Source organism: Albidovulum sp. (assembly GCF_049646345.1).
GTDB lineage: Bacteria > Pseudomonadota > Alphaproteobacteria > Rhodobacterales > Rhodobacteraceae > Albidovulum.
Window position 1 is genome coordinate 1 of the sequence record NZ_JBARVQ010000583.1, and the last position, 12,609, is coordinate 12,609.

A 12,609-nucleotide genomic window follows, 5' to 3' on the forward strand; every position below is an offset into this window, starting at 1 on the left:
GCCAATGCCGGTTTCAGAAGGTTCGCGGCGTCGCCAGTGCCCGCCGCCCCGCCCGCGCCGATCAGGGTATGCGCCTCGTCGATGAAAAGGATGATCGGCCTGTCCGACGACTGGACCTCATCGATCACGGTTTTCAACCGCTTCTCGAACTCGCCCTTGACCGAGGCCCCCGCCTGCATCAGCCCGACATCGAGCATGTGCAACTCCACCGCGCGCAACTGCGGTGGCACATCGCCCCGCGCCAGACGCAGGGCAAAGCCCTCCACAACAGCGGTCTTTCCCACCCCGGCCTCGCCGGTCAGGATCGGGTTGTTCTGCCGCCGCCGCATCAGGATGTCGATGATCTGGCGGATCTCCATGTCGCGGCCGACAACCGGATCGATCTTGCCCGCCTTGGCGCGTTCGGTCAGGTTCGTCGCATACTGGTCCAGTGCCGATTGCCCGCCGGGCCGCGCCTTGGGCGTGTCGTCCTTCGTGGGCGCCGCCGTTGCCTCGACCGACTCCAACAACAGGTCCGACAACTGCCCCGCCATCGCGTCCGGGTCGATCTTGTCGAATTCCAGACTGATCTTGTAAAGCAGCCCTTCCAACACCGGCGTCTTCAAGGCACCGAGCAGCAGGTAGGCTGACCGCACCGTGTCGTCGCCAAACTCCAGCGATCCGAAGGTCCAGCCCTCCTGAATGGCGCGGAAGATGTGGTCGGAAAACTCCTCGACCGAGCCCGCGCCGTGGGGAAGTGCGTCGACCGCGCGGGCAATGTCGCCCTCCAACCGCGCCTCATCCACGCCCGCAGATTGCAGCAATATCTCAAAATCCGACCGCGACGACCGTGCCAGTTCGGCGATGAAATGGACAAGCTCCACATAGGGGTTTCCACGTGCCTTTGCAGCCTGCGCCGCAGCCGAAAACGCCTTCAGGCACAAAGGGTTGAGCTTACCCACAAGCTCCTTTCGCTTGATCGTCTCGGGCGAACCGCGTTGGGCCATAATCTCTGCCCCCAATTGGTCGAATGAATGATCTGACTTGGTCGAACGGAAAAAAAACAGGTACGCTAACCCGCAGTCAGTCTAAGCTGGAATCGCTTTTTAGGCGACCATTTTGCACAAACCGCAGCCTCGCGGTCATTCGGGGGCGTAAGATGATTGATGCGATGCCCGGCGATATTTTCAGCCGGGGGCAGGTTCTGAACAACACTTACGAGATTGAGGGCGTCCTCGGTCGCGGCGGGACGGGTGAGGTTTACCGCGCGATCAACCAGATCACCGGGCGGACGGTCGCGATCAAAGCGCTGAACAGCCAGTTTTCCGGCAATGACGACTATATCGACCTGATGAAGCGCGAGGAGCAGATGCGCGATATCCGCGACGATGCGGTCGTGCGCTACACCGAATGTTCGCGCTCGGATCAGGGGCATGTGTTTCTGGTCATGGACTATATCGACGGGCCGTCGCTGAACGAGGAAATGGCAGCGCGGCGGATGGAGCCGCGCGAACTTCTGATCGTCGCGCATCGGGTGGCAATGGGACTGCGCGCGGCGCATCGGAATGGCATCGTGCACCGTGACCTGTCGCCCGACAACGTGATCCTCAAGGCTGGCAGCGCGGAACAGGCGATGATCATCGATTTCGGCATCGCCAAGGATACCGGCGCCGGGGCGCGGACCATCGTCGGCAACGATTTCGCCGGCAAATACGAATATGCCGCCCCCGAACAGGTTGAGGGCAGGGCCGAGAAACGGTCGGATTTCTACGCCCTCGGCGCGCTCTTGCTGGCGGCGTTTCGCGGTGAGATCCCCTTTGCAGGCGCAACGCCCGGCGAAATGGTGCGGCGCAAGCAGCAGCCGCTTGATACTTCCGATGTGCAGGAACCCCTGAAGCGCCTGATCGACTGGCTGTCGGCACCCGACATCGCGCAGCGTCCCGCCTCAGCCGATGAGATTGTCGCGCACCTCGACGCCATGCTTGCCCCAAAAGGGCGCGCGGCGCGGCCGACCGGGGCAGACGGGCCGACGGCAGGACGCCGGATGGGGTGGCTGCTTCTGCCGGTTCTGCTGATTGCGGCGACAGTGGCCTATTTCGGGGGTGTCGCCGACTGGATCTGGCCACCAGACCTGCCCGTCGCCGCCCCCTACCGGTTCGAGGCGCGCGGCGGATCGGACGGGGCGGCGCTGACCGGCAACGCCCCCGATGCTGAAACTGCCACAATGCTGGCCGAGGCCTTCGCGGCGCGGGCCGGTGCGCGCCCGGTACCGAAGGCGTTGACGCTGGCGCAGGGTGTTCCGTCCCATATCTGGCCCGGCGCAGTTGCCGACCTTATGGACAAGAGCGACGGGTTGGAGGACTGGCGCATCGATGTCTCGGGACTGGATGCGCGGGTCGAGGGGCTGGCCGCCAACAGCGCGGCCCGGCGCGCGACCGAGGACCGGTTGCAGGACTGGGCCCGCGCCGCTGGCTTCACCCTGACCACAGCGATCAGCGCCGGGCCGAGAGTATTAACGGTGACAGCCGTTTCGGCGATGCTGGACAAGGTCGCAGATTGTGGCCCCCTCGCGCAAAACACGACGGGCGACACCTATGCACTTGGCGATTCGATCACGGTGACGGGCTCGGTCGCGCAGCCCGCGACGAAAGACGTGATCCATTCCCGGCTGGCAGATGCCGTAGGCGACCGCAACGTGAGGATCGAGACGACCGAACTCAACCCCGATATCTGTACCGTCCGGCAGGTCCTGCCCGATCTGCCGCAGGCTGGTTTGTCGATCTGGCTGGGCGAGGGCGAAACCGGGACCGCGAACCTTTCGGGTTCCTATCACGTCGATGACAACCCCATCGTCGAGGTTCACCTTCCCGCTGATGTGACCGAAGGATCGCTCTGGGTCGTGGTCGTCGACAATACCGGCAAGGTCTTTAACCTGCTGCCGAACATCAATTTTGAGGAACAAAGGATCGATCGGCTTGGCATCGTCGAAAACGGCATCCGCCGCATTCGCGTCCTTCATTCGATTGATGCGTTCAGGGCTGACCAACGCCTGATGGCGATGAAGATCTCACCCACCGATTTCGGCAAGAGCGAGGTTGTGGCGATCCTGTCGCGGGAAAACCTTTTCGACATCCGCAGGCCGCGCGACGAATCCATCGCCTCTTTCACCGAGGCACTGGCCGAAATTCAGGCGGACAGTCCGGAAAACATTACCTCTGTGGCTGCCAGACTACTGGATTCCGGACCTTGACGCACGGTCAAAAGGGGCGAACACTCTGGGCATTGATCTGTGTTTGTACTCTTAAAGTTGTTTTGAAAGGTACGGGACATGAGGAACCTGGAAGCGTTCCTCACCCCGGTGGATACTACGAATCCCTCTGGGGTTGAGTTACGCAATGACGCCCGATTTCATGCGATCGAACGGCTCCTTGAGCCCGCCTCGCGACGCTACAGACTTGAGGATCTGAAATCCGGCGGGACCGGTTCGGTCACGCTGGATTGGGATGGTCTGATCGCCGATGCGGAAGAGCTGGCCGCCACAGGGCGGGATCTGCGTCTGCTGGTGATCGTCGCGCGGGCGGCGGCGAATGAGGCTGGCTTTGCCGGGCTGGCCGCCGGGCTGACGCTGCTGGCAGAGACGGTTGCGAGGAACTGGGACGACCTGCATCCGGTGCTGCGCGACGGCGGCACGCGGCGTGAGGCGGCGACGCGCCGGATCAACGCGCTCTACCAGATCGAGAACGACGATGCCGGCATTCTGGGCGACTTGCAGTTCACCATCGTGATGACTCCGCGCGGTATCGGCCCGGTATCGGGTGCCGACCTTGCCGCCGGAATGGTCAGCCGCAACACGGTTCTGAACGAGGCGCCCTCGGGCCTTGGTGACAAGGAGCGCGCAGCACTGGTGGCCGAGCATGAGGCGCGGGTGGCCCGCGTCCGCACCGCCTGCCGGGCGACGGCGGCCGAGCGGCCCGAGGACTTGCAGGCGTTGGCCAATGACGTCGCCGCGGCGCGGGAGGCGCTGACCGGACTGGAGACGGCGCTGAACGTGCAGGTCGCGGACAATGGCGTGGGGGTCGGCTTCAAGGCCCTCGCGACCTTCCTTGACCGTATCGCCGCCACCGTCGCCGCCGCGCAGGAGGAGGATGACAATGCATCCGAAGAAACCACGATGACCCCGGCCCCGTCCGAACAGGCGAATGGCAAAGCGTCCGAAGCCGCCACCGCGCCACAGGCCGCCATGCCCGGCCAGATTGATTCGCGCCGCGATGTCGAACGCGCGCTGGATCAGATCATCGACTTCTACGAACGCACCGAACCTTCGTCCCCCATCCCGCATCTGGCCAAGCGGATGCGCAAGATGGTGCCCATGAACTTCGTCGAATTGATGGAAGAAATCGCGCCCGCCGGAATGAAGGAATTCCGCAATGTGGCGGGCGTTTTTGATGAGAAATCGAAATAAGGAGAAGCGGACAGATGAGCGAGAGCAAAGCCAAGGTGATCGAACGCAACCGCGCTCCGCGTGTGCAGATCGCCTATGATGTCGAACATTACGGCAGCCCGACGACGATCGAACTGCCCTTTGTCATGGGCGTGATGGCGGACCTTGCCGGTGCGTCGGAAACCCGCGAGGCGCAGAAATCCCCAGCGGAACGGAGTTTTGTCGAGGTCGATGCGGGGCGCTTTCCGAAATTCATGGAGGCCCTCAGCCCCCGCGTGAAGGCGCGCGTGCCCAACAAACTGCCTGCCGGGGAAGGCGCTGAGGCCGATGAAGAGATGTTCGTCGATCTCAGCTTCAACTCGATGGGTGATTTCGCCCCCGACAAGGTCGCCGAACAGGTCCCCGCGCTGTCGGAACTTCTGAAGATGCGCCGCCAGCTTGAGGAACTCCTGTCCTACATGGACGGCAAGGTGAATGCCGAAAAGCGCATCGCCCAGCTTCTGACCAACGAACCCCTGCTCGCGCAGGTCGCCGAAGAGGCGATGAAATCCGGCAAGGCGGAGGAATAAGTCATGGCCGAGACCAAGAAAGACACCGCCGTCGCCGAGGCCGAAGCCCTCGATCTGGAGGAATTCAGCGACCTTCTGGAAAAGGATTTCCGGGTCAAGGAAGACGACAGCGCCAAGCTGCAGAAGCTGGTGCAGAACCTCGCCGTTGCCGCAAAGGAAAAGGCGGGCACCGCGACCATATCGGGCAATGCCGTCAAGTCGATCAAATCGCTGATCGCCGGGATCGACAGTCTGCTGACGACCCAGATGAACGAGATCCTGCACGCTCCCGAGGTGCGGCAGATCGAGGGGACATGGCGCGGGCTGCACTACCTTTGCAACAACACCGAGACCGACCAGAAGCTGAAGATAAGGGTGATGAACATCACCAAGGACCAGCTTGCCGATCAGTTGGAGGATTTCGAAGGCCAGATGTGGGACCAGTCCCCGGCCTTCAAGAAGCTCTACACCGAGGAATATTCAATGTTCGGCGGCGAGCCCTATGGCTGCCTGATCGGCGCCTACGAGTTCTCGCACCATCCCCGCGATGTCGGGCTTCTGCGCAACCTCTCTGGCGTCTGCGCCAGCGCCCATGCGCCCTTCATCGCGGCTGCAGCACCGCAGCTGTTCCGCATGGAAAGCTGGCAGGAACTGCCGAACCCGCAGGACCTGCAACAGATCGTATCATCACCCGATTATGCATCCTGGCAATCGCTGCGAGAAAGCGAGGACAGCCGCTATATCGGCCTGACCATGCCGCGCGTTCTGGCGCGTCTGCCTTACGGCGCCGCGACAGTGCCGGTGAAGGGCTTCGCCTTCGAAGAAGAACTTGACGGCAAGCATGACCATTATGTCTGGATGAACGCCGCCTTCGCCATGGGCGTGAACATCAACCGCAGCCACAAGCTTTTCGGCTGGGGCACGCAGATCAGGGGGGTCGAGTCGGGCGGAACGGTGATCAACCTGCCGGTTCATAGCTTCCCGACCGATGATGGCAGTGTGGCGATGAAATGCCCGACCGAGATCGCCATCGACGACCGGCGCGAGGCGGAGCTGGCGAAACTCGGCATGATGCCGATCCTGCACCGCAAGAACACCGATGTCGCGGCCTTCATCGGCGCGCATTCGCTGCAGGACGATGAGACGCGGGCAGGCAAGCTGGTCGATCCCGACGCGCAGGCCAATGAACGGCTCAGTGCGAACCTGCCCTACCTTTTCCCGGTCAGCCGCTTCGCCCACTACCTGAAGGCCATCGCGCGCGACAAGATCGGCACGTTCAAGGAACGCGCCGACATGCAGGTCTGGCTGTCGGAATGGATCAACCGCTACGTGCTGGCCAACACCGCGATGGCTGATGACAAGCAGAAGGCCAAGCGCCCGCTGGCCGCCGCCGAAGTCCAGGTGGACAGCGTCGAGGGGCGGCCGGGTTACTACAACGCACGTTTCTATCTGCGCCCGCACTACCAGTTGGAGGGCATCAACGCGAGCCTCAGGCTCGTGTCGGAACTGCCGTCCGTCAAGGGATCCTGACGAACGTCACCGCGCCTGCGGAACCCGTCGGACAATGAAACGGATCATACAAGCTGAAAGGACCAAACAATGGCATTCACAGGGTATCTGAAAGTTCCTGACATCGACGGCGAATCCAAGCGCGCCGATCATGAAGGCGAGATTGATGTCTACGGCGTGCATTGGCGTGTCGCGCAATCCAGCTCGGCATCGACCGGCAGCGGGCGGACGCGCGGTCGCGCTCAGGTGTCGGACTTCACTTGCATGAAATGGTACGACGCATCTTCGCCCTATATCGCGCTTGCTTGCATGCAGGGTAGGGCCTTCGACGAGATTGTATTCATGGCCCGCAAGGATTCCGGAGACGCGCATCTCGACTACCTGACCGTCACCATGACGAACTGCATCGTCACAACCTACGAAATGGCGCAGGCGCAGGGTGAGTCCGACACCGACGACATGATCAACGAAACGCTGAGCATCTCCTGCGAGAAGATCAACGTGAAATACGTCGTGCAGGCAGACGACCATTCCGCGGGCGACGAGCACGAGGTCGAATACGATATCGTTGCGGGCGCCTGACGGCAGCATGGGAAACAACCAATGACAAGGCGCGCCCATGTCTGACACGGCCATACCCCTGCAATCGCGGCGCGAAGCCGTGCAGCCGAGCCTTTGGGACCGGCTGGTCGATGATTTGCCGGGGCTGGTTGCCGAATCAGACCGGCGGCGGACAGATCTGGAAAATGAGATCGGGGCGGACCGCGTGGCCCGCCTCGTCTCGGGCGGGCGGCGGGCACTGGAACGCGAGGCCTCGCTTGATCAGGAGGAACGGCGGCTGGCGCATGTCTTCCTGACCCAGATCGAACGACGGGCGGCCCTGGAGGAACGCGGCATCGTCGTGACGCCTTCGGTCCTCCGCGAAGCGGTGCGCCGCGATATCGAGGCGCTTTTCAACATCGAACGCCTTCAGGCCCGCCACCTGCTGGGTGATGCCGAACGCGGGCACGCGGAGGACCCCGAGGAGCTTCTGGCCGGTTTTCCCTATGTCCGCCGTTCGGTCCTGAACTATGGCGTGCCGTCCTTCTCCGGCCGCCGCGCGCGCGATTTCGACCCTGACGCGCTGGCCAAGGAGTTGAAGGAGATCGTCGCCGTCTATGAACCGCGCCTGAAGCGCGACACGATCAGGGTCAAGGTCGCAACCGGCGACAGGACCGGTCTTCGGATCGAGATCGAGGGTGTACTGCTCATGTCGCCCGTGCCGGAACGACTGAAGCTTTCGACCACGATCGACCTCGACAATGGCAGCGCGGTCACCGCGCTCGGGGAGGTGTGATGGATCGCAACTTCCTTGCCTATTACGAAGCCGAGCTGGGGCATATCCGCGACCTCGCCACCGAATTCGCCGCGATGCACCCCGAGGTGGCGCGCAACCTCTCGATCGATGTCGCCCCCTGCCCCGACCCCTATGTTGAGCGGCTGCTGGAAGGCGTTGCCTATCTCGCTGCCCGCACGCGGCTGAAGGTCGATGCCGAAAGCACGCGGTTCGTGCGCAACCTGCTTGATGCGCTCTATCCCGATCTTGTCGGTCCGGCACCTGCTGTCACGACGGCGGTGCTGCATCCCGGCCCGCAGGTCCAGACGATGATCGACGGCCACACGGTTCCGCGCGGCACCCGCATGGCGTCCGCCTTTCGCGAAGGGTTGACGACGCGCGCGACCTATACGACGGCGCAGGATGTGACGCTCTGGCCCGTCGCGCTCAATAGCGTTGAGTACCTGACTGACCGCGGGGCACTGAAAGCCGCAGGCGTGCCGGACGGACGGGCCGAGGCTGGCTTGCGCCTGACGCTGCAACGCGCGGGGCCGGGCGCGCTGTCCGAACTCAGCCTCGACCTGCTGGACCTTTCCTTTGCCCTCAGCCCGCGCGCGGGCGCGATCTTTGACGGGGTCTTCGGCGCGGCGGGGGACGTTCTGGCGCGGTCGTCGCAAAAGGGCGCCACCTGGCGCAAGGCGACCGGCCCCGCGATGGTGGGGATCGGCGATGGTGAGGCGCTGTTGCCCCGCGTCCGGCCTGCCTTCGAGGGCTACCGGCTGATGCGGGAATACTTCCTGATGCCGGAACGGTTCCACTATCTGCGCCTTTCGGGCCTGAACCCGGCGATCCAAGATTGCGGTGCAGGCAAGCTGGAAATCCTGATCCTGCTGAACCGCCCGCAACCTGCATTGTCGGCCGTCACGGCGCGCGACTTCAAGCTGTTCGCGACGCCGCTGATCAACCTCTTCGAAAAGGAATGCAATGTGGTCGAACTCGACGGCCACGCGAGCGCCCATGTCGTCCATGCCGACCGCACCCGCCCGCGCGATTTCGAGATCTTCCGCCTGATCCGGGTCGAGGATGCCGACAGCGACGGCCCCGACGCCGCATTGCAGGAACTCTACGCCGCCGACCAGATGCGCGGCGCGGGGCTTGTCTACACCACCGAACGCCGCACCCGCAGACCGGGGGAAGATGAGATCCGGCGCGGCCAGACGCGCACCTCCTATACCGGCGATGACCTGTTCATTTCGGTGGCGCGGCCCGCCGGGGCGCGGGTATCGCGCGCGATCAGACGGCTCGACATCCGCGCGCTTTGCAGCAATCGCGACCTGCCGATCCTTGACGACAGTCCCAAGCTGACGCTGGAAACCGGCGACCCGGTCGGGCGGGTGGAGCTTCTGGGGGCCATGCGCCGCCCGCGCGGATCTCTGGTCGCGACACTGCCGAAACTCGCCAAGGGCGGCGAGGCGCAGCTGGACGATCTGGCATGGCGGCTTATCGCGCAGTTGTCGCTGAACCACCTGTCGCTGGCCGAAGAGAGCCGCGATGCCGAACCCCTGCGCGCGATGCTTGACCTCTATGCCGACCGGGGCGACCCGGAGCTTGCCCGCCATGCGCGGTCGATCACCCGCGTGACGTCCCGTCCCCTGATCGAACGCCTGGGCATTCCGGGCCCGGTCTGTTTCGGCAAGGGCGTCGAGATCACGCTCCATGTCGATGAAACCGTGCTGACAGGGGCAGCCACGCTCCTGCTCTCAGCCCTTCTCAACCAGCTTTTCGCCCGCCATGCGGGCGTCAATTCCTTTGTCCGCACGAAAACGCGGGCCCTGCAGTCACAAGAGGAGGTGACATGGCCGATGTCGCCGGGCAACCGCGCCCTGATCTGACCGGCGCGCTGCCCGATCCTGAACGGATGGGCTTTTTCGAACTGCTGCGGCGGCTCGAAACCGGCGACCTGCGCTTTGGCCGGACCGGCGGGCCGGACAAGGAACCGGCGCGGCTCGGCCAGAAGGTGCGGCTGTCGGTGGCGACGGGCGACGTGGCGGGGTTCAGCCCCGGCGATGCAGAGCGCCCGGCAAAGGTCGATGTGGAGGTGCTGGGGCTTCTCGGTCCCGAAGGGGCGATGCCGCTGCATCTCAGCCGCTGGGTCCTCTCGCGCCTTTCTGACCGCTGGTTCGCGGGCAATGCCGATACCGCGACGGCCGACACGACCTTCCTCGATTTCTGCAACATGCTTCAGCACCGGATGCTGGCGCTTTACTGGCGGGCTTGGGGCGATGCCCGGCCCGAAGTGCAGGCCGAACATGGCGAAGGCGGGCGCGGGCAGGCGATGCAGGCGGCGCTGGCCGGGATCGGCCTGCCGGGAATGGGTTCACGGGACGCCGCCCTGAAGCTGCGCCATGCGACCTCGCTCGGCAGCGATGTGCACGGGCCAGAGCGGCTGACCCGGCTTGTCACCGATCTCTTGGTCATGCCGGTCAGGCTGGTCGAATTCACCGGTCACTGGATGGAGATCCCGACGCATTTGCAGACCCGCATCGGGCATTCCCATGCAGTCCTTGGCCAAAGCGCCGTCACCGGGCGGCGCAGCTTTCAGCGGCAGGACCGCGCCGAGTTGCGCATCGGGCCGCTGGCGCTGCCCGACTACTGCCGCCTGCTGGACGACAGCGACCTTCGCGCGCGTCTCCGCCATGCGATCCGTTTCGCGATGGGGCGTGAGATCGACTTTGACCTGCGTCTGGTTCTTGCGCGGGATGAGGTGCCCGATCCAAGAATCGGCGCCTGCCAGTTGGGCCGCACCGCTTGGGTGGCCCCGACCCGTGCCACGGATGCCGATGACCTGCGCCTGACCCGTTTCACCGATCCCGCGCAGGAGGCAGCATGACCCTTCGCCTGATCGTCGAACATTCGCTCCACCCCCAGCCCCGGCCCGAGATGCGCCATATCAGTGGGGAACTCAGCATCGGGCGGGGGGCGGATTGCGACTGGCCGATCGACGATCCGGACATGTTCGTCTCGCGCCGCCACTGCGTGATTTCCGAGGATGGCGACACCTATACCGTCACGGATGCGAGCCGGGGCGGGCTGTTCATCGACGGGGCCGACACACCGCTTGGCGCGGGCAATTCCGTGGCGCTGACGCCGGGAATGCGGCTGCGCATGGGTGACGTGGTGATCCGGGTGGAGATGGGGCCGACGCCATCGCCGGAGAAGGTCGCGCCTAAACCTGCGACGGCCTCCGATTTCGATGCCGACGACTTCTTCGCCCGCCGCGACGCCCCCGAACCTACGCCGCCCCGGCCCGGGACATTGCCCGAGCCGTTCGAAGGCAAGCCTGCCACGCCTCACCGCCCTGAAAAGGCGACACAGCGGGTCGAATTCGACGGCCCGTTCACGCTCGACCCGCTGCCTGCGCATGGGCCCGAGTCGACAAAGCCCGCGGACACAGCAGGCGGTTTCAGTTTCAACGACTTCTTTGACGAGGCTGAGTCTGCGCGGCCTGAACCAGAACAGCAACGGCCCGCATCTGCACCGAAAGCGCCGCAGACATCCCGGCCGGACGTTCCGCAACCCGCCCCGGACGCCGACGAAAGGGCGTTTCATGCCGCGCTGTTCCGGGGGCTCGGGCTCGACCCGAAACGCCTTCAGGCCGAGGGGACGGAGGAAGAGATGGAGGCGCTTGGTCGCCGCTACCGGCTTCTGGTCGAAGGGCTCGTCCACCTGCTCCGCACCCGGAGCAAGGAAAAGGGCAGCGTGCGCGTGGCGCAGACGGTGATCGGCAGCGCCGATGTCAATCCGCTGAAGTTCCTTGCGACGACCGATGATGCGCTGACCGCACTGATCGCGCCAAAGGGCGCGGGCTACCTGCCGCCTGAAGAGGCTATCAACGGTGCGTTCCGTGATCTCTCGGATCACCAGCTGAGAACCTGGACCGCCGTGCAGTCTGCGCTCCGCCGCATGATCGACCGCTTCGACCCGGCCGAGATCGAACGCGAGGCCGAAGCCGAAGGCCTGATGAAGGCGCTTTTGTCGGGCGGGCGCAGTGCGCGGCTCTGGCAGCTTTACACCGACCGATATCGCGACATCGCGCGCGCTGCCGAGGACCGGTTTCTGGGCGAAGTCGGATCGGATTTTCGCGACGCATATGAAGGCATGAGGAGGACCGGAGATGATTGACAGACGCACAGTTCTGCTTGGCCCGGCGGCACTTGGGCTGATTGCGGCCTGCACCCCCGCCGCTGGTTCCGCGACGTTGATGGCCACCGGCAGTGCGGGGATGAATCCCGGTCCCGACGGGTCGGACCGGCCGCTGACGCTGCATATCGTGCAGATGAAGGGGACGGGGGCCTTCGACAGTGCCGATTTCTTCGCCCTGCAGAACCCCCCAGGCGCCTTGGGCGGTGACCTCGTGAAGGCCGACCAGATGGTGCTGACCGCAGGCGCGGGCGCTACGAAGACAATCGCCCTCGACCCCGCGACGACGGCGATCGGCGTGATCGCGGGCTTCCGCAACCCGGCGGGCAAGGCGTTCCGGGCGAAAAGCGCGGTCTCGCCCACCGCCAAAGTCAGCTTCGCGGTCGAGGTCGGATCGGGCGGCATCGTGCTGCGCCCAGCGTGACGCGGCAAGTCAGGGGAACGGAATGACGGATGTGAACAAGGTTGTCTGGTCCGAGGGGCTGTTCCTCAGAACCCAGCACTTCCAACAGCAGGACCGCTATGCCGAGGCGCTGATGCGGGCGGGCTTGCGGGCCGGGCACCTGCAGGGCTGGGGCTTCTCGGCGCTGGAGATCGACCGTGCCGCACTCGATGCC

At 64.5% G+C, this 12,609-nt stretch carries 12 protein-coding genes; 11 read left to right on the forward strand and 1 reads right to left on the reverse strand.

The window, feature by feature from the left end:
• Positions 1-986, reverse strand: a 986-nt coding sequence (locus tag WBB85_RS15150; protein ID WP_432639436.1) for an AAA family ATPase, incomplete at its 3' end; no start/stop codon positions are given.
• 152 nt (positions 987-1,138) lie between these two features.
• Here WBB85_RS15150 and WBB85_RS15155 point away from each other — a divergent pair.
• The 11 genes from WBB85_RS15155 to tssK all read left to right on the forward strand — a co-directional run.
• Positions 1,139-3,229, forward strand: coding sequence for a serine/threonine-protein kinase (locus WBB85_RS15155; protein WP_432639437.1), 2,091 nt, complete (start codon positions 1,139-1,141; stop codon positions 3,227-3,229).
• Between the two features lie 78 nt (positions 3,230-3,307).
• Entirely contained in the window at positions 3,308-4,441 is a 1,134-nt protein-coding gene (gene tssA, locus WBB85_RS15160) for a type VI secretion system protein TssA (RefSeq protein WP_432639438.1), read from the forward strand.
• 14 nt (positions 4,442-4,455) lie between these two features.
• Positions 4,456-4,989: a type VI secretion system contractile sheath small subunit gene (tssB, locus tag WBB85_RS15165; protein ID WP_432639439.1), complete on the forward strand. Its 534-nt coding sequence runs from the start codon at positions 4,456-4,458 to the stop codon at positions 4,987-4,989.
• Between the two features lie 3 nt (positions 4,990-4,992).
• Positions 4,993-6,498: a type VI secretion system contractile sheath large subunit gene (gene tssC, locus WBB85_RS15170; RefSeq protein WP_432639440.1), complete on the forward strand. Its 1,506-nt coding sequence runs from the start codon at positions 4,993-4,995 to the stop codon at positions 6,496-6,498.
• A gap of 69 nt (positions 6,499-6,567) precedes the next feature.
• Entirely contained in the window at positions 6,568-7,059 is a 492-nt protein-coding gene (locus WBB85_RS15175) for an Hcp family type VI secretion system effector (RefSeq protein ID WP_432639441.1), read from the forward strand.
• 37 nt (positions 7,060-7,096) lie between these two features.
• Positions 7,097-7,813, forward strand: a complete 717-nt coding sequence (gene tssE / locus WBB85_RS15180) for a type VI secretion system baseplate subunit TssE (RefSeq protein WP_432639442.1) — start codon at positions 7,097-7,099, stop codon at positions 7,811-7,813.
• Complete coding sequence (gene tssF, locus WBB85_RS15185; RefSeq protein WP_432639443.1) at positions 7,813-9,684, forward strand: type VI secretion system baseplate subunit TssF; 1,872 nt, start codon at positions 7,813-7,815, stop codon at positions 9,682-9,684. The genes tssE and tssF overlap by 1 nt, the downstream gene beginning before the upstream one ends.
• On the forward strand, positions 9,648-10,682 hold the full coding sequence (gene tssG / locus WBB85_RS15190) for a type VI secretion system baseplate subunit TssG (RefSeq protein ID WP_432639444.1): 1,035 nt from the start codon (positions 9,648-9,650) through the stop codon (positions 10,680-10,682). The genes tssF and tssG overlap by 37 nt, the downstream gene beginning before the upstream one ends.
• A complete protein-coding gene (tagH, locus tag WBB85_RS15195; RefSeq protein ID WP_432639445.1) occupies positions 10,679-11,974 on the forward strand; it encodes a type VI secretion system-associated FHA domain protein TagH in 1,296 nt (431 codons plus the stop codon). The genes tssG and tagH overlap by 4 nt, the downstream gene beginning before the upstream one ends.
• Positions 11,967-12,416, forward strand: a complete 450-nt coding sequence (gene tssJ / locus WBB85_RS15200) for a type VI secretion system lipoprotein TssJ (protein WP_432639446.1) — start codon at positions 11,967-11,969, stop codon at positions 12,414-12,416. The genes tagH and tssJ overlap by 8 nt, the downstream gene beginning before the upstream one ends.
• 22 nt (positions 12,417-12,438) lie before the next feature.
• The coding region (gene tssK / locus WBB85_RS15205; protein ID WP_432639447.1) for a type VI secretion system baseplate subunit TssK at positions 12,439-12,609 on the forward strand (171 nt) is incomplete at its 3' end.

Bases quoted from the DNA above. Each gene is read 5' to 3' on its own strand.
- tssE (WP_432639442.1), top strand. From the start codon at position 7,097: ATGTCTGACACGGCCATACCCCTGCAATCGCGGCGCGAAGCCGTGCAG.
- tssJ (WP_432639446.1), top strand. From the start codon at position 11,967: ATGATTGACAGACGCACAGTTCTGCTTGGCCCGGCGGCACTTGGGCTG.
- WBB85_RS15155 (WP_432639437.1), top strand. From the start codon at position 1,139: ATGATTGATGCGATGCCCGGCGATATTTTCAGCCGGGGGCAGGTTCTG.
- WBB85_RS15175 (WP_432639441.1), top strand. From the start codon at position 6,568: ATGGCATTCACAGGGTATCTGAAAGTTCCTGACATCGACGGCGAATCC.
- tssF (WP_432639443.1), top strand. From the start codon at position 7,813: ATGGATCGCAACTTCCTTGCCTATTACGAAGCCGAGCTGGGGCATATC.
- tssB (WP_432639439.1), top strand. From the start codon at position 4,456: ATGAGCGAGAGCAAAGCCAAGGTGATCGAACGCAACCGCGCTCCGCGT.
- tssA (WP_432639438.1), top strand. From the start codon at position 3,308: ATGAGGAACCTGGAAGCGTTCCTCACCCCGGTGGATACTACGAATCCC.
- tagH (WP_432639445.1), top strand. From the start codon at position 10,679: ATGACCCTTCGCCTGATCGTCGAACATTCGCTCCACCCCCAGCCCCGG.
- tssG (WP_432639444.1), top strand. From the start codon at position 9,648: ATGGCCGATGTCGCCGGGCAACCGCGCCCTGATCTGACCGGCGCGCTG.
- tssC (WP_432639440.1), top strand. From the start codon at position 4,993: ATGGCCGAGACCAAGAAAGACACCGCCGTCGCCGAGGCCGAAGCCCTC.